The following is a 17342-nucleotide window of genomic DNA, read 5'->3' as shown; positions in this document are numbered from 1 at the left end:
GACCGCGCTCGGCAGTTCAGTGCCCCATGCCCATTCCGCCGTCGACGGGCAGGACCGCACCGGAGATGTAACCGCCCTCGTCGGAGGCGAGGAAGCTGATGGCCGCCGCGACGTCCTCGGGCTTGCCGGTTCGGCCGAGCGGGATCGCCTGCTTGGCCATCTCGATGTAGCGGTCCTCCATCGACGCGGTCATGTCCGTCTCGATGAACCCGGGCGCCACCACGTTCGCGGTGATGTTGCGCGAGCCGATCTCACGCGCGATCGAGCGCGCCATCCCGATCAGGCCCGCCTTCGAGGCCGCGTAGTTCACCTGGCCGGGGATGCCGGACATCGCGACCACCGAGCCGAGGAAGATCATCCGGCCCCACTTGGCGCGCTGCATCCCCTTGGTGGCGCGCTTGGCGCACCGGAACGCGCCGGTGAGGTTCGCGTCGAGGACCTTCTCGAAGGATTCCTCGGACAGTCGCATGAGGAGCATGTTCTCGGTGATCCCCGCGTTGGCGACGAGGATCTCGACGGGACCCTGATGCGCCTCGACTTCGGCGAAGGCGCGGTCGACCGACTCCGAGTCGGTGACATCGCACTTGACGCCGAACAGTCCGTCCGGTGCTCCGGAACCGCGGTGCGTCACCGCCACCCGGTGACCGTCGGCCGCCAGTCGCTGGGCCACGGCCAGGCCGATTCCGCGGTTGCCGCCGGTCACCAGGACCGAGCGGGAGGGATTCTGCGCTTCGTTGCTAGCTGCCGTCATGGGTGTTCAACTTATCCGTTCTCATTGCGGGGGGTGACACGCGGTCGGCGGACGGGGGGCACTTGCGGCACACCCCGGACACATCCGCGTCAGGGCAGCCGGCGGTTGATGGCCAGCGCGGCGAAGGCCGACACCAGCGCGAACAACGTACCGGCGATCAGCCACGGCTTCGAGTTGTCCCCTCGACGGGTCTCGTAACCGATCTCGTCCTGGAGCTGCTCGTAGACCTTGTTCAACTCGTCGAGGCTGGCCGCGGTGAAGAAGTCGCCACCGGACAGGTTGGCGATCTTGCGCAGCGAGTCGTCGTCGACCGGCACGGGCACCCGGTCGCCCTCGAGTTCGACGGTGCCGGTCCGGGTACCGAAGGAGATCGTGGAGACCGGGATCTTCTCCTCCTTGGCCTTCCGAGCCGCGGTGAACGCACCCCGCGGGTCGTCGGGGTCGTCCGGGACGGTCTCCTTGCCGTCGGAGAGCAGCACGATCCGCGCAGGTGGTGCGCCCTCGGTCCCGCCGAGCACCGCGTTCAGCGTGCTGATCTGCTGCAGGGCCGCGAAGATGCCCTCCCCGGTTGCCGTCTTGTCGTCGAGCCGCAGTTTGTCCACCGCGACCTTGGTGGCGTTGTGGTCCGGCGTCGGCGACACGAGGCTCGCGGCGGTACCGGCGAAGGAGATCAGTCCGAGGTTGATCCCCTCGGTCAGTTCGTCGGCGAACTTCTTGGCGGCCTCCTGCGCCGCACGGATCCGCGACGGCGACACGTCGGTGGCGTTCATCGACCGCGACACGTCCATCACCAGGACGACGGTCGCCTTGTTGCGCGGCACCTTGCGATCGGCCTGCGGCCCGGACAGCGCGACCGTGAGCAGGATCAGCGAGATGATCAGCAGCGCGATCGGAAGGTGCCGCAGGCGACTCCGATCGGCGGGCGCGACCGACTTCAGCAGGTCCAGGTTCGCAAAGGTCAGCGCACGCTGCCGCCGCCGGCGCAGCATGTAGACATACGCGGCGCCGAGTAACGCCACGACCAGGAGCAGGAGCAACCACCAGGGACTGGACAGCATCGACCTACCCCACCCCCGCCGCGAGACCGCGGCGGCGTTGTGCGACGAACTTGACGGTGTCGGCGATCCACTCCCGATCCGTACGCAACGTCAGGATCGCGCCGCCACAGCTGCGCAGGGTGCGGTGGACCCGCTGCTGGTGTGCGCGCGCCGCGGCCGCGAAGTCGCGCCGGAGGTCGTCGGTGATCGTCACGTCGTGGATCTCCCCGGACTCCGCGTCGGCCAGGGTGACCTCGCCGATCGCCGGGAGGTCGAGATCGCGGGGGTCGAGGACCTCGACCGCGAGGAGTTCGTGGTGGGCGCCGATGGCGCGTAGCGAACGCTCCCAGTCGATGGGGCCGAGGAAGTCACTGATGACGACGGCGAGGCCGCGACGGCGCTGGGGCCGTCGGAGAGCCTCGATCCCCGCCTTCAGATCGCCCCGGACCCCGGGCGAACTGCGCCGCGTGGTGGCGATGGTCTTGAGGAGGTTCTGGGCGTGCGCACGCCCGGCACGGGCCGGTACCCGCACCACGTCGTCACCGGTCACCACCAGCGCGCCGTGCCGGTTACCGCCGCCGGTCGTGAGGTGGACCAGAGCCGCGGCCGCCGCGACGGCCAGGTCGCGCTTGGTGCAGTCGACGGTGCCGAAGTCGAGGCTGGCCGAGGCGTCGACGACGAGCCAGGTCTCGAGTTCGCGGTCGGCGATCATCTGCCGGACATGCGGCTGGGTCGTGCGTGCGGTGACCGACCACTCCATCCGCCGGACGTCGTCGCCCGGCTGATAGGCCCGCGCCTCCCCTGGCTCCGAACCCGGTCCGGGGATCAGACCCAGGTGCTCGCCCTGGAGCACGCCGTCGAGTTTGCGCCGCACGGTGAGCTCGAGCATCTTCAGCGCCGCCGTCAGCTGCGCCTCGTCGAGCAGCCCGGCGCCGAGACGCGGTAGGTCCCGATTAGCCGCCATACTGAGGTGAATTCCGGTTCGCCGGGGCCGAATTCGGGTCCATCGGGCCGGCGGACTGCGGGACCTGCTGTCCCGCATACCCATTCGGCCCGTGTCCGGGATTGGGCGCCTGCTGCTGTCCGGCCGGGTACTGCCCCTGGGGCACCGGCTGCGCGCCGACCTGCGGCAGTCCGACGGTCTGCAGGACGCGGGCGATGACCTGGTCGGCATCGATCTCGTCGGCCAGTGCGTCGTAGGACAGCACGAGGCGGTGCCGCAGCACGTCGGGCATGATCTCGACGACGTCCTGCGGGATCACGTAGTCGCGTCCGCGGACCAGCGCCAGGGCGCGGGCCGCGGCCACGATGCCCAGCGTCGCACGGGGCGACGCGCCGTAAGACAGCCACGACGCGACGTCGTTCAGGCCCAGCTCGGCCGGCCGGCGGGTGGCGTTGATGACCCGGACGACGTAGTCGACGAGCGCGTGGTGGACGAAGACGTTCGCCGCGGTCCGCTGCAGGCGCAGCATCGCGGCGGGGTCGAGGACCTGGGAGGCGGTCGGCGGGACGTTGCCCATCCGGTAGACGATCTCGCGCTCCTCCTCCACCGACGGGTAGTCGACGAGGACCTTGAACAGGAAGCGGTCCCGCTGCGCCTCGGGCAGCGGGTAGACACCCTCGTTCTCGATCGGGTTCTGCGTCGCCATGACCAGGAACGGATCCGGCATCGAGTACGTCTTGCCGCCGATCGAGACGTGCCGCTCGGCCATCACCTCGAGCAGTGCCGACTGCACCTTCGCGGGTGCGCGGTTGATCTCGTCGGCGAGCAGGAAGTTCGCGACCACCGGGCCGAGCTCGGTGTCGAACTCCTCGCGGCCCTGCCGGTAGATACGCGTACCGATCAGGTCGGTGGGCACGAGGTCGGGGGTGAACTGCACTCGCGAGAACGACCCGCCGACGACGCGGGCGAACGTCTCGACAGCGAGCGTCTTCGCGACACCCGGCACGCCCTCGAGCAAGATGTGTCCGCGCGCGAGGAGACCGACGAGAATGCGCTCGACGAGCTGATCCTGGCCGACGATGACGCGCTTGACCTCGTAGATGGCCCGCTCGAGCAGGGCGACGTCGGCGTCGCTCAGCACCGAGCCGTCCGCTCCTGCCGCCGCGGAATCCCCCGTGGCCGCCTTGCCGAGGGAGTGCGATTCGGTCAACCCGTGCTCCTGTTCCTCTGAACTGCTGTTCCGTCGAACCGCGAGGGCCCACGGGCGGCGCGAACGCGCAGCGCGCAGGCGTCGACCCCGCGTGTCTGTGCCAGCCTAGCCGTGCCGGCTGAAAAGGTGCCAAGAAGACTCGGCGGGGGTCGGTCGTTCACCGCGCCCGCCGGAACCACCACGCCTCAGAGCAGACGGACCACGTTCGGCATCGCGCCGTTGGTGCGCAGCGGGGACACCTTGACCACGTCACCCGACTGCGGTGCCTCGACCATCTTGTTGTCGCCGAGGTACAGCGCGACGTGCGCACTCGCGTTGGGGCCGTAGAAGATCATGTCGCCGCGTCGCATCTGTGACAGCGGGAACTGCGGCCCCGAGGTGTACTGGTAACCGGTGTAGTGCGGCAGTTCGATCCCGACGCCGGCGAACGCGTAGATCATCAGGCCGGAGCAGTCGAAACCGATCTTGTTGTAGTCGCCGTAGCTGTCGGCCACACCGCCGTCGCGGATTCCCTGCGTCGGGCCGTTCGCGTCGCCACCGCCCCAGGCGTAGGGCACGTTCAGCTGCGAGAGCGCACGGTTGACGGCGATCTCGACGGCTTGCGGACCGCGCAGCCCGGGTCGGACGACGCCGCCCCCGCCCCCGCCGCCGCCGGAGGAACTGCCGAACAGTGAGCCGAGGCTCCCCGAACCGAGTCGCGCACTGAGGGTGTCGCCACCGCTGCTGCCGGTGATGTCCGCACCGCCGATGCCGAGCTCGTTCAGCAACTCGGACTGGGGCAACTGCTGCTGCCCGACCAGACCGGCGAGGATGGACGAACCGACGTCGATGGCGAGGCGCGCCGCGGCCTCGGCCGCGACGGCCAGTGCCTGGTTGTCGGTCGCGGGCGTGGCCGGCAGCGCCTTGAGCACACCCTCGGCCGACGGATCGGTCGGAAACAGGTTCGAGAGCAGATCGCTCGCCGACGGCCCCTCGACCGTCTTCTTCGGCACATATCCGCGAATCGTGTTGAGGCGCTTCTGGACCCGGTCGCGTTCCCCGATCAGGGTGGCCTTGCGCTTCTGTTGGGAGGCGATGGCGGCCTTCGCCTCGGTGACCGCCGCCATGGCGTCGGTCTTGCGCTGTTCGGCGCTCTTGGCCGCGAACGACGCCTGCCGGCGGGTGGCCTCGACGGCCGCGAGTCGGTTGGCCTTCTGGTTACGGGCCACCTGCAGCCGCCGGATCATCTCCTGCTGCTTCTTGCCGACCTGATCGATCAGCTTCATGCGGTCGAGGACGGCCTGCGGGTCCTCGGAGGCGACGTAGTTCGACATCGAACCCTGCTCCGGCCCCTGCTGGTAGGCCAGACGGGCGAACCGGTCGAACTCCTTCTGAGCGTCGACGACGGCCTTGCTCGAGCGGTCGAGTTCGGTGCGTGCTCCGCGCGCGGCCACCGTGGCGAGGCGCTGCTGCGCGAGCGAGTTCTGGAAGTCGACGATCGATCGGTTCACGTTCTCCTGGCGGGACGCGAGCGCCTGATCGAGGTCGGCGATGTCCTGGTTGACCGTCGCGATCCGGTTGATCAGACCGGAGATGGGCGACTCGGGCGTCTTCTTGGGCGCCGCGTCGGCATGACCCGCACCGACCGCGCAGACGAGTACGACAGCAAGGGCCGCCGAGACGCGCGCCGGCCATGACGCACCAGTTCTTCCTCGCCTCACCTGGAACTCCTCGCGATTCGCGGGGATCGTCCGATCCCCGGTCCGGCGACCGTCCGGGGTGTCTGAACCCGCGGCGATCACGCACTGCACTTCCGCCACATCGGACCCTGTAGGGAACACAGGCATCACACGCGACATCAGAACCGTACGTCACATCAACCACACGAGAAAACCGTGTTCGTGAATTACAAAGGCGTGATTACCTGCGAAAATGCCGTGAACTGGCGAAAGATCGAACGGTCGTCAAGGTCTCGAATTGGCAACAGACCGGAAGACACGCCGAGAAGGGTCCCCGCCGCGCGAGAACAAGGTGCCAGGGGGCGGGCCCACCCGCCGCATCGCCGGCCGGCAGAGGCGGCCCGGGCCTGTCTACTACCGGCCGGAAGCGGTCGGCTCGCGGCGTGATTCCGAGGAGTCATCCGACTCCGCGGCGGTGGTCTGCACGGGTCCCAGCGGACCGGCGGCCAGGCTCTTGCGGCTGCGGACCTGCCGCAGCCGGGCGAGCACGGCTCCGCCCGCGACGACCAGGATCAGCAGCAGGCCCACGATCGTCCAGTCCACGTTGGGACCGGTCATCGTGTCGATCATCTGCCGCGCCGCACCCGCGGGGTCGGTGAGGGTCAGGCCGTCGGTGGCCTGTTCCTGCACCACCCGGCTGAACTCCGGCGACGAGCTGCCGACCGAGTTGGGGCCGAGCACGATGACGGTGCCGCCGACCTGTTCCTGCAACTGGTTCGCGACGTCGCGGTAGAGAGTGAACCGGGGCTGAACCTGGTCGATGACCACGAAGCTGACGTCATGGCCCTTCGACTGGGCGTATTCGACGACCTCGAGCATGCCGGGCAACTGTTCGGGCGTCGCCCCCGCCACGCCGTCGTCGGCGATGTCCCGCGACAGCTCACCCATGTCGACCCCGACGAGTCCGGTGAGTTCGTTGTTCTCCGCGGGAGCTGCCAGCACCAGCGTCGTCGCCTGCGGACCCATCCGCCACCCCTGCCTCTCGAGATCACCCGGGGTTGCGTGCACGTTGACGGCGGTATCGCGCCGGCGTCGAGTGTCTCCTCGCCGAACCCCGCCCTGCACCGTACGACACAATGGACTCGTCTGGGTATTCCGGTGTCGGCAGGTCCGATCCGGCGTGTCCCGGCCCGAGCTTGGTAACAGTACGTCCGTACTGTTAGACTGGACGACGTTGTCGCGGGTGGCCCTCGCGGACATCCGATGGTGCCGGTGCAGCCCGCCGGTGCAGAACGTCAGCCGGTGCGGCACGACTGCGCCGGATCGACCAGCCCCGCCCGACCGCAAGTGGATCATCGAGTAATCGCCGGCGCAGCCCGCCGGCACACGAGGAGAGTGGATTTAGACGTGAGTATCAATTCCTTCGGCGCCCGCGGCACGCTGGACGTCGGTGACAACAGCTACGAGATCTACCGTCTGAACGCCGTCGAGGGCACCGCCAAGCTCCCCTACGCTCTGAAGGTCCTCGCCGAGAACCTCCTGCGCACCGAGGATGGCGCGAACATCACCAAGGAGCACATCGAGGCCCTGGCGAACTGGGACCCGAACGCCGAACCGAGCGTCGAGATCCAGTTCACGCCTGCCCGCGTGATCATGCAGGACTTCACCGGCGTGCCCTGCATCGTCGACCTCACGACCATGCGCGACGCCGTCAAGGAACTCGGCGGCGACCCGGACAAGGTCAACCCGCTCGCACCGGCCGAGATGGTCATCGACCACTCCGTCATCATCGAGGCCTTCGGCAATGCCCAGGCGTTCGAGCGCAACGTCGAGATCGAGTACCAGCGCAACGAGGAGCGCTACAAATTCCTCCGCTGGGGTCAGGGCGCCTTCGACGACTTCCGCGTCGTGCCGCCGGGCACCGGCATCGTGCACCAGGTCAACATCGAGCACCTCGCGCGCTCGGTGATGGTCCGTGACGGCGTCGCCTACCCCGACACCTGCATCGGCACCGACTCGCACACCACGATGGAGAACGGCCTCGGCGTCCTGGGCTGGGGCGTCGGCGGCATCGAGGCCGAGGCCGCGATGCTCGGTCAGCCGGTCTCCATGCTCATCCCCCGCGTCGTCGGCTTCAAGCTCACCGGCGCGACCAAGCCGGGCGTCACCGCGACCGACGTGGTCCTCACCATCACCGAGATGCTGCGCAAGCACGGCGTGGTCGGCAAGTTCGTCGAGTTCTACGGCAACGGTGTCGGCGAGGTCCCGCTCGCCAACCGCGCCACCATCGGCAACATGAGCCCCGAGTTCGGCTCGACCTGCGCGATGTTCCCGATCGACGGCGAGACCGTCAACTACCTCCGACTCACCGGGCGCAGCGAGGAGACGCTCGCGCTCGTCGAGGCCTATGCCAAGGAACAGGGCATGTGGCTGGAGAAGGACGCCGAGGAGGCCGTGTACTCGGAGTACCTCGAGCTCGACCTGGCCGACGTCGTCCCGTCGATCGCTGGCCCGAAGCGTCCGCAGGACCGCATCGAGCTGTGGGACGCGAAGAACGCGTTCCGCAAGGACATCCACAACTACGTCGAGAACGGCAACTCCGCTCCGCAGACCAAGCTGGACGAGGCGGTCGAGGAAACCTTCCCGGCGTCCGACCCCGCGACCCTGTCCTTCGCCGACGACGACGCCGAGCCGCTGCACTCGGCCGCCAACGGCGCCGAGGGTCGGCCGACCAATCCGGTCCGGGTGGATTCCGAGGAACGAGGATCGATGATCCTCGACCACGGGATCGTGACGATCGCTTCGATCACCAGCTGCACCAACACCTCCAACCCGTCGGTCATGCTCGGCGCGGCGCTCCTGGCCAAGAAGGCCGTGGAGAAGGGCCTGTCGTCCAAGCCGTGGGTCAAGACGTCGATGGCACCGGGCTCGCAGGTCGTCACCGGCTACTACGACAAGTCCGGTCTCTGGCCGTACCTGGAGAAGCTCGGCTTCTACCTCGTCGGCTACGGCTGCACCACGTGCATCGGCAATTCCGGCCCGCTGCCGGAGGAGATCTCGAAGGCGATCAACGACAACGACCTCACCGCCACCGCGGTGCTGTCGGGCAACCGCAACTTCGAGGGTCGCATCAACCCCGACGTGAAGATGAACTACCTCGCGTCGCCGCCGCTGGTCATCGCCTATGCCCTGGCCGGCACGATGGACTTCGACTTCGAGACCGACGCGCTGGGCAAGGACACCGACGGCAACGACGTGTTCCTCAAGGACATCTGGCCGACCAACGAGGAGATCGAGGCGACCATCGCCTCGTCGATCTCGCCGGAGCAGTACGCCTCGGACTACGCCGACGTCTTCAAGGGTGACGAGCGCTGGCAGAACCTGCCGACCCCGTCGGGCAAGACCTTCGAGTGGGACGACGAGTCCACCTACGTCCGCAAGCCTCCGTACTTCGAGGGCATGCAGCGTGAGCCGTCGCCCGTCTCCGACATCAAGGGCGCACGCGTGCTCGCGAAGCTCGGCGACTCGGTGACCACCGACCACATCTCCCCCGCGTCGACGATCAAGCCCGGCACCCCCGCCGCGCAGTACCTCGATGCCAACGGGGTGGCCCGCAAGGACTACAACTCGCTGGGCGCCCGCCGCGGCAACCACGAGGTGATGATCCGGTCGACCTTCGGCAACATCCGCCTACAGAACCAGCTGCTCGACGGTGTGACCGGTGGTTACACCCGCGACTTCACCCAGGAGGGTGCACCGCAGTCGTTCATCTACGACGCCGCGCAGAACTACGCCGAGCAGAACATCCCGCTCGTCGTGCTCGGCGGCAAGGAGTACGGCACCGGATCGTCGCGTGACTGGGCGGCGAAGGGCACCAGCCTCCTCGGCGTGAAGGCCGTCATCACCGAGAGCTTCGAGCGCATCCACCGCTCAAACCTCATCGGCATGGGCGTCATCCCGCTGCAGTTCCCCGAGGGCGAGTCGCACAAGTCGTTGGGCCTCGACGGCACCGAGACCTACGACATCGCGGGCATCGAGGAGCTCAACAACGGGACGACGCCGTCGACCGTGCACGTCACCGCCACCAAGGAAGACGGCTCGACGGTGGAGTTCGATGCCAAGGTCCGCATCGACACCCCGGGTGAGGCCGACTACTACCGCAACGGAGGCATCCTGCAGTACGTGCTGCGCAACATGATCAAGAGCTGACAGGAGGCACTCGACGTGCCCAAGGTCAGCGATGACCGGCTTGCCGCGCGTCGTCGGGAGATTCTCGACGGCGCGCGGCATTGCTTCGCGGAGTACGGATACGACGGCGCGACCGTCAAACGGATCGAAGAGTCCACCGGCTTGTCCCGGGGTGCGATCTTCCACCATTACCGGGACAAGGAGGCGCTGTTCCTGGCCCTCGCGCGCGAGGATGCCGAGCGGATGGCCGATGTCGCCGCCGAGCAGGGCCTGGTGCAGGTCATGCGCGACATGCTCACGCGCCCCCAGGATTTCGACTGGCTCGGCACGCGCCTGGAGATCGCGCGGAAACTACGGACGGACAACGGATTCCGTGCGGAGTGGGTGTCCTACGCGGCCGAGGTCGAGCAGGCGACACTCAGCCGGCTGGAGCGGGGTCGGCAAGCGGGGCGCCTGCGCGACGACGTCCCGACCGACGTTCTGCTCAACTACCTCGACCTCGTGCTCGACGGTCTGATCACCCGGCTGGCCACCGGCCAGCCCACCGACGATCTGCACGCGGTGCTCGACCTCGTCGAGGAGTCCGTGCGCGCACACGACTGACCTCAGTCCGGGGCCAGCAGGGACACGACCTCGTCGATCGAACGGTTCGCCGACAACCGGTAGGCCCGCACCGCCTCATCGCCGGTCAGCTGGACGACGGGATCGCCTCTCGTACCTCTCGTCGTCCAGCGTGGCGATCCGGCCACCCCTGACCCCATCGGCCGCAGCTCCGGCACCGGCAAACGGGGGTCGTTCGGGACCGGCGTGAGTCCCTGCACCTGTCGCATACGCATTCCGACGGCCGCGACCAGCCAGCACTCGGCGACGCCGACGGGTCGGATCGACGACAGGACCTGATTCGCCCCGTCGAAGGTCATGGTCATGGTGTCGGCGCGCTGTACCCGCCACATCGAGCCGACCACGTCGAACCGTGCCGTCCGGTCGTTGTGCAGATCGAACTCCGCACCGAAGCCGCGCAGCGCCGCGGTGCACTCGACGGTCAGATACCTTGTCGCCGAATCGCGTTCGCGGCGACGCTCGTCCTCCTCGCGTCGCCGATCACCGATCGGGCGGTACTCGCGTTCGAGGGCGCCCCGGTCCGCCGCGGCCCCCTCGGCGAGGCGCCGATACAGCCACGCCGGGTCGATCTGCAGGAAGTACCGGTAATGAATCCGGCACGGCACGACGTCCGCGGTCACCGGGCCGTCCCCGACGAGCATCTGCACACCGTGGTCGGCCGACCAGACGGCGGCGACCCGGCCGTCGACGTCGGCCACCCAGGACCAGCCCCGAGCACGGATCCCGGGCGCCGCCGCGGCGAGGACGACACTCAGCGCCGTACCCGGCTCCACCAGGAGTGAGTGTGCGTGGGAAGCGACGTCATCCCCCATCGCCACGCTGTCGCGGTCCACCTCGATCTGCAGCGCAGCCGTCACACCCCGGAGCCTAACGTCCCGCGGCCCCGGCCGACTCGGCGATCACGCACCGCGGCTGCCGGGCCGGATCAAGCCGGCCAAGATCCATCCCACACAGTTGCTGCTGCTAAGGATTCCCTAACCTTACTTAGCTCACGCTAAGGTTCCCGGGTGAAACTCGACAAACCCGGTCCCGCCGTCTCTCGCCGGACCCTCATGCGCTCTGCGGCCGGCGTCGGCGCCCTCGCCGCGCTCGGCGCGACCGTCACCCCGGCGCAGGCGGCACCGGGGCAGACCGCGATCGTCATCGGCACCGGCTTCGGCGGCGCGGTGGCGGCACGTCGCCTCGGCGAGGCCGGCTACACGACAACGGTTTTCGAGCACGGGCGCCGGTGGCCGATCCGACCGGACGGCAACACCTTCGCCACGACGACCACCCCGGACAAGCGCGCCGCGTGGTTCGGCAGCCCCGCCGGCGCGAGTGCGGCGAGCGGCCTCCCGGTGGAGCCGTATCCCGGCGTGCTCGACCATGTGATGGGCAACGGCGTCGAGGCCGTGTACGGCGCAGGCGTCGGCGGCGGGTCGCTCGTGTTCGGCTCCTTCACGCCCGTCCCCCGCCGACAGGACTTCGAGCACATCTCCCGGTGGCCGCCGACTACGCGCAGCTCGCCCAGACCCACTTCCCGCGCGCGAAGGCCGGGCTCGGCGTCTCGCCGCTGCCCGCGGACATCCTCGCGCACCCCGAGTACGTCGGGGCCCGGTCCTGGCTGAAGGTGATCGAGCGCTACGGCGCGTCACCGCACTTCTTCGACTTCGCCATCGACTGGGACATCGTCCGCGACGAACTGGCCGGCCGGGCCACCCCGTCGGTGACCGCGGGCGAACTGAGCTACGGCGTCAACAGCGGCGCCGAGAAGTCTCTCGACCGCAGCTACCTCCTCGCCGCCGAACGGACCGGAAACGTCACCGTCAAGCCGATGCACGAGGTTTTCGACATCCGGCCTCGCTCGCGCCGCGCCGGATTCGTCGTCACCGCACGGGTTCTCGACGAGCAGGGCCGCACGGTACGCACCGTGACCACCGAGGCCGATCACCTCTTCATGGCCGCGGGCTCCTTCCACACCACCCGGCTGCTCGTCGAAGCGCGCGCGCAGGGGCGCCTGCCGCGACTGTCACCGCGAATCGGCGACGGCTTCGGCGTGAACGGCGACTTCCTCACCATCCGGGCGAACCCCCGCGAGGATTTCGGCGCCGTCCAGGGCGGACCGGGTTACGCACGGATCTACGAGGACAACCTGCCCGGCGGACCGGTCTCGATGGTCTATCAGGCCACCCCGCTGCCGGCACCGCTCGGCAAGGCCGCGACCACCCACCTCGTGCAGGCCCACACCGACGAACGCGGCACGATCGACTACGACCATCGCACCCGGCGGGCGCAACTGAACTATCCCCACCCCGCCGACCGCAACGACCTCGACCGCCGCAGCAACGCCTTCATCAAGCGTTTCCACGAACGCACCGAGGGCCGTTTCGGCTTCGCCGCCAACGGAACCCACGTGTCGTCTCGCGCGCTCGGATTCGGTTCCGCGAGTACCTATCACGGGCTCGGCGGCGTCGTCATGGGTGCCGCGGCCGACGCTGACGGCGGAGTCCGGGGCTACGACAACCTGTGGGTCGTCGACGGTTCCTTCGTCCCCGGCGCAGTCGGCCTGGTGAATCCCGCGCTGACGATCACCGCGCTCGCGGAGCGAACCATGGACAGGTTTCTCGCGACGCACTGAGGAACTGCGAAATCGGACACGACGCTAGGGTACTGTGACTCGCAACACCCCGAACGAGCGTTAGATACGGTCGTTCGGGGTGGCCATCCCCTTCGTCACGAGGAGCGTCACTCTTGTTTCCTGGAGTCTTCGCGAAATCCACCCCCGACAAGCCGGCCGTCATCCGGGCCGCTACCGGCGAGGTACTGACCTACCGACAACTGGACGAGAACTCGACCCGGCTCGCCAACTACCTCGACTCCCTCGGACTCCGACGCGGCGACAACATCGCCGTGGTCTCCGCCAACGACTTCCACGTCTTCGAGGTGTACTGGGCGGCCCTGCGCAGCGGTCTGTACGTGACCGCGGTCAACCACCACCTCACCGCGGCGGAGACCAACTACATCCTCTCCGACTGCAACGCGCAGGTCCTGTTCGCCGGCGCCTCGGTCGTCGAGGCCGTGTCGGCCGCCGGCGAGATCGAGGCCCTTGCCGGCCCGGGTCGCCGCATCGTGTGGGGTGGCGATCTCGACGGCTTCGAGAATTACGACAAGGTCCTGGCCAATGCGTCGGCAGAGCCCCGCACCGACCAGCCGCGCGGCACCGACATGCTCTACTCCTCCGGGACCACCGGCCGTCCGAAGGGCATCAAGACACCGATGCCCGAAGGGCAGGTCGACCAGGTGCCCGACGCCTACACCGCGATCTTCGCACCCATGTACGGCTACGACGACTCCGCGGTCTACCTCTCCCCCGCGCCGCTGTATCACGCAGCGCCGCTGCGCTATTGCGGGATGACCAACTCGGTCGGCGGGACCGTCGTCATGATGGACCGGTTCGATCCCGAAGCGGCCCTCGCCGCCATCGAGAAGTACCGCGTGACCCACAGCCAGTGGGTGCCCACCATGTTCATCCGGATGCTGAAGCTGCCCGCGGACGTCCGCTCGAAGTACGACGTCAGCAGCATGAAGATCGCCGTCCACGCGGCCGCGCCCTGCCCGGTCGAGGTGAAGCGGGCGATGATCGAGTGGTGGGGCCCGGTCATCCACGAGTACTACGCATCGACCGAGGCCGCCGGCGCGACGTTCATCGGCCCGCAGGAGGCGCTCGATCATCCCGGCTCGGTGGGCAAACCGCTGCTCGGCGTGGTCCACATCTGCGACGAGGACGGCAAGGAACTCCCGACCGGCGAGGTCGGCCAGGTCTTCTTCGAACGCGAGGACGTGGCGTTCCAGTACCACAACGACCCCGACAAGACCCGCAAGGCCCAGCACCCCGAACACGAGAACTGGTCCACCACAGGGGATGTCGGATACGTCGACGACGAGGGTTATCTGTATCTGACCGACCGCAAGGCGTTCATGATCATCTCCGGCGGCGTCAACATCTACCCGCAGGAGGCCGAGAACGTCCTCATCAATCACCCGGCGGTGTTCGACGTCGCGGTGATCGGTGTCCCCGACCCCGACCTCGGCGAGGTCGCGAAGGCCTGCGTGCAGCTGGCCGACGGCCACGAACCCACCGATCGGCTCGCCGAGCAGCTGATCGCGTTCACCACCGAGAACATCGCGGCCTACAAGGCGCCCCGGTCGGTCGACTTCGTCGACGACCTGCCGCGCACGCCCACCGGGAAGCTCGTGAAAGGCGATCTGCGCAAGCGGTATTGGCCGGAGGCATCAAGCCCGTCAGCTGGTTGAGCCGCCCCACCGCTGGCCGAGCCGCCCGAACGCTGGTCGAGCCGGCACCGAGCGGAGCCGCCGGGCCGAGCAAGCGACGAAGGAGCGCGTCGAGGTCGAGGAGCCGAGTCGAAGCCACCTGGTGACCCGACCGCTCGTCCAGACCACAGCCCTCCGACGCCGTACTTTAGCCTACCCGCCGGGGCGACGGCCGTACTCTCCGCGATCCTGCAGGACTCGGCGGCGCAGTGCCGGGCCAGAGGTCGCACCGGACCGCGGATCGTCACCCCCGCACCGACATTCGAGGGTTTCGCGCTGCTCGCCGAGATGATCGGGCTTGGGATCGACACGACCCCGCTGTTCGACGCCGGGCGTCCCGATATCGGTGCGCTCGCCGCGGCCGCGCGTCCGGACACCGCGGCCGTCATCGTCTGCAGCCCGCACAACCCGACCGGATCGGTCCTCTCCGACACGGAGATCCGTGATCTGCTCATGGCTGTCGACCCGGCGATCCCGGTGATCCTCGACCAGGCGTACGTCGAGTACTGCCGGAACGCACCCGATGTCCGGACGCTGGTCGACGAGTACCCCAACCTGATCGTGGTGCGAAGCCTCTCCAAAGCCCACGGTCTCGCGGGACTGCGGGTCGGTTATGCGATCGGGTCGGCGACGTCCATCGGCGGTGCCCGCCGTCATGAAGTCCCTTTCTTGATCACCGCGGCCGCCGAACACGCGGCGTCGCTGGCACTTGCCGCGTCCGACGAGTTGGCCGGACGGGTCACGGCGATGCGCCGCGAACGCGATCGAATCGCCGACGCGCTGCGCGACTCGGGCCACCCGGCGCTGCCGAGCGAGGCGAATTTCGTGTTCGTGCCGGGCACCGACGGCATCGAGTTCGGGCGGCGGCTGCGGGCCGCGGGGGTCGTCGGCCGGGAGTTCGCCGAACACGGTCACCGGCTGACGGTGCCCGACCGCGCCGGGACCGATCGGGTCATCGAGGCGATCAGGCGAGCTCGATGAGCTCCTGATACTCCTCGCTCCAGTGGTCCTCGGTGCCGTCGGGCAACAGGATCACACGCTGCGGATCGAGCGCGGCGGCGGCGCCCGGATCGTGCGTGACCAGGACGACGGCCCCGGTGTAGCTGCGCAGGGCGTCGAGGACCTGTTCGCGCGAGATCGGGTCGAGGTTGTTGGTCGGCTCGTCGAGGAGCAAGACGTTCGCCGCCGAGGACACCAGCCCGGCCAGCGTGAGCCGGGTCTTCTCACCGCCGGACAGCGTGCCGGCCGGCTGATCGAGCTGGGCGCCGCTGAACATGAACGCGCCCAACAGGCCTCGGAGGTCCTGCTCGCCCGCGTCGGGTGCCGCGTGCCGGATGTTCTCCCACACCGACGCCCGGTCGTCGAGGGTGTCGTGTTCCTGCGCGAAGTAGCCGATCTTCAGACCGAATCCCGGCTCGATCGACCCTGTGTCCGGCTTCTCCACTCCGGCAAGCATTCTCAGCAGCGTCGTCTTGCCCGCGCCGTTGAGGCCGAGGACGACTACGCGACTGCCCTTGTCGATCGCGAGGTCCACCCCGGTGAAGATCTCCAGCGAGCCGTAGCTCTTCGAGAGTCCGGACGTCATCAACGGTGTCTTGCCGCATGCGGCCGGTTCGGGGAACCGGATCCGCGCGGTGCGGTCGGCCACCCGCTCCTCGTCGAGGGCGTCGATCATCCGCTCCGCGCGCTTGAGCATGTTCTGCGCGGCGGTCGCCTTGGTCGCCTTGGCACCGAGCTTCGCGGCCTGCGCGCGCAGGGCGGACGCCTTCTTCTCGGCGTTGGCCCGTTCGCGACGACGGCGCTGCTCGTCGGTCGCCCGGGCATCGAGGTACCGCTTCCAGCTCATGTTGTAGATGTCGGCCTCACCGCGCACCGCGTCGAGGAACCACACCCGGTTCACCACGTCGGCCAGCAGGTCGACGTCGTGACTGATCACGACGAGACCCCCCTCGTGGTTCTGCAGGAAGCTGCGGAGCCAGGCGATCGAGTCGGCGTCGAGGTGGTTGGTCGGTTCGTCGAGCAGGAGGGTGGTGTCGGATTTCCCCGAACCGTCGGACGCCGCGAACAGGATGCGTGCGAGCTCGATCCGTCGGCGCTGACCGCCGGAGAGTGTCCGTAGCGGCTGCTCGAGAACCCGGTCGGGCAGACCCAGGCTGTTGCAGATCCGCGCGGCCTCGGATTCGGCGACGTATCCGCCGAGGGCGGCGAAGCGCTCTTCGAGCCGGCCGTACCGCGCCACGGCCTTGTCCCGCAGCTTGTCGTCGGCGGCCTCGGCCATCTGCGCCTGCTGCTTCTCCATGTCGCGCAAGATCTCGTCGAGACCGCGCGCGGAGAGCACCCGGTCCTTGGCCAGGACGTCGAGGTCGCCCTCTTTGGGGTCCTGCGGGAGGTAACCGAGTTCACCGGACCGGCGGATCGATCCCGCGTAGGGTTCGGTCTCGCCGGCCAGGATGCGCAGCGTGGTGGTCTTGCCGGCACCGTTGCGGCCCACGAGGCCGATCCGGTCGCCGGGCTGGATGCGTAAGGCGTCGCCGGGCGCCGCCAACAGGGTCCGAGCGCCCGCTCGTACCTCCAGGTCGGTCGCGGTGATCACGACGGTCGATTCTACCGGTGCCGCGCCACT

At 68.6% G+C, this 17342-nt stretch carries 12 protein-coding genes and 1 pseudogene; 5 read left to right on the top strand and 8 right to left on the bottom strand.

The genetic code is table 11. The features are described from left to right. Window positions 1-16: 16 nt before the first annotated feature. From fabG1 to B1818_RS08085, 6 genes are all read right to left on the bottom strand, one after another. On the bottom strand, window positions 17-751 hold the full coding sequence (gene fabG1, locus B1818_RS08110; protein ID WP_065632177.1) for a 3-oxoacyl-ACP reductase FabG1: 735 nt from the start codon (window positions 749-751) through the stop codon (window positions 17-19). An 89-nt stretch (window positions 752-840) separates the two neighbouring features. Further along, window positions 841-1809 (bottom strand): VWA domain-containing protein, encoded by a 969-nt coding sequence (locus B1818_RS08105; protein WP_078112392.1) that lies wholly within the window; start codon window positions 1807-1809, stop codon window positions 841-843. A gap of 4 nt (window positions 1810-1813) precedes the next feature. After that, complete coding sequence (locus B1818_RS08100) at window positions 1814-2752, bottom strand: DUF58 domain-containing protein (protein ID WP_058250392.1); 939 nt, start codon at window positions 2750-2752, stop codon at window positions 1814-1816. Next, window positions 2742-3941: a MoxR family ATPase gene (locus B1818_RS08095; RefSeq protein ID WP_078112391.1), complete on the bottom strand. Its 1200-nt coding sequence runs from the start codon at window positions 3939-3941 to the stop codon at window positions 2742-2744. The genes B1818_RS08100 and B1818_RS08095 overlap by 11 nt, the downstream gene beginning before the upstream one ends. A 185-nt stretch (window positions 3942-4126) precedes the next feature. Then, complete coding sequence (locus tag B1818_RS08090) at window positions 4127-5641, bottom strand: NlpC/P60 family protein (protein ID WP_078112462.1); 1515 nt, start codon at window positions 5639-5641, stop codon at window positions 4127-4129. Between the two features lie 372 nt (window positions 5642-6013). Further along, window positions 6014-6625: a DUF6676 family protein gene (locus B1818_RS08085; protein ID WP_078112390.1), complete on the bottom strand. Its 612-nt coding sequence runs from the start codon at window positions 6623-6625 to the stop codon at window positions 6014-6016. Between the two features lie 381 nt (window positions 6626-7006). Between B1818_RS08085 and B1818_RS08080 the strand changes: the two genes are divergently transcribed. Together B1818_RS08080 and B1818_RS08075 are read left to right on the top strand one after the other, a co-directional pair. Next, the gene (locus tag B1818_RS08080; protein WP_058250389.1) at window positions 7007-9808 is read left to right on the top strand and encodes an aconitate hydratase; all 2802 of its coding nucleotides are present in this window, start codon (window positions 7007-7009) and stop codon (window positions 9806-9808) included. A gap of 15 nt (window positions 9809-9823) precedes the next feature. Continuing rightward, window positions 9824-10390: a TetR/AcrR family transcriptional regulator gene (locus B1818_RS08075; protein ID WP_058250388.1), complete on the top strand. Its 567-nt coding sequence runs from the start codon at window positions 9824-9826 to the stop codon at window positions 10388-10390. Between the two features lie 2 nt (window positions 10391-10392). Here the strand turns inward: B1818_RS08075 and B1818_RS08070 are convergent, their stop codons facing one another. Next, window positions 10393-11265 carry a hypothetical protein gene (locus B1818_RS08070; RefSeq protein WP_078112389.1) on the bottom strand — a complete coding sequence of 291 codons (873 nt, stop codon included), beginning with the start codon at window positions 11263-11265 and terminating at the stop codon, window positions 10393-10395. Window positions 11266-11460: 195 nt separating this feature from the next. Here B1818_RS08070 and B1818_RS08065 point away from each other — a divergent pair. The 3 genes and pseudogenes from B1818_RS08065 to B1818_RS08055 all read left to right on the top strand — a co-directional run bounded on the left by B1818_RS08065 (window position 11461) and on the right by B1818_RS08055 (window position 15700). Beyond that, a pseudogene (locus tag B1818_RS08065) lies at window positions 11461-13025 on the top strand (GMC oxidoreductase). A gap of 113 nt (window positions 13026-13138) precedes the next feature. Next, window positions 13139-14701, top strand: a complete 1563-nt coding sequence (locus tag B1818_RS08060) for an AMP-binding protein (RefSeq protein WP_078112388.1) — start codon at window positions 13139-13141, stop codon at window positions 14699-14701. A 12-nt stretch (window positions 14702-14713) separates the two neighbouring features. Further along, complete coding sequence (locus tag B1818_RS08055) at window positions 14714-15700, top strand: histidinol-phosphate transaminase (protein ID WP_139362995.1); 987 nt, start codon at window positions 14714-14716, stop codon at window positions 15698-15700. Here B1818_RS08055 and B1818_RS08050 read toward each other — a convergent pair. Next, window positions 15684-17312, bottom strand: coding sequence for an ABC-F family ATP-binding cassette domain-containing protein (locus tag B1818_RS08050; RefSeq protein ID WP_065632168.1), 1629 nt, complete (start codon window positions 17310-17312; stop codon window positions 15684-15686). The genes B1818_RS08055 and B1818_RS08050 overlap by 17 nt on opposite strands. Window positions 17313-17342: the final 30 nt, after the last annotated feature.

The organism is Gordonia sp. IITR100 (assembly GCF_002009645.1).
Taxonomy (GTDB): Bacteria; Actinomycetota; Actinomycetes; order Mycobacteriales; family Mycobacteriaceae; genus Gordonia; species Gordonia hongkongensis.
The sequence above is the reverse complement of the archived record's forward strand: the minus strand, read 5'-3'. Positions and strand labels throughout refer to the sequence as shown.

Excerpts from the sequence above, each read along its gene's own strand:
- B1818_RS08085 (WP_078112390.1), bottom strand. The coding sequence starts at position 6,625 with ATGGGTCCGCAGGCGACGACGCTGGTGCTGGCAGCTCCCGCGGAGAAC.
- fabG1 (WP_065632177.1), bottom strand. The coding sequence starts at position 751 with ATGACGGCAGCTAGCAACGAAGCGCAGAATCCCTCCCGCTCGGTCCTG.
- B1818_RS08105 (WP_078112392.1), bottom strand. The coding sequence starts at position 1,809 with ATGCTGTCCAGTCCCTGGTGGTTGCTCCTGCTCCTGGTCGTGGCGTTA.
- B1818_RS08100 (WP_058250392.1), bottom strand. The coding sequence starts at position 2,752 with ATGGCGGCTAATCGGGACCTACCGCGTCTCGGCGCCGGGCTGCTCGAC.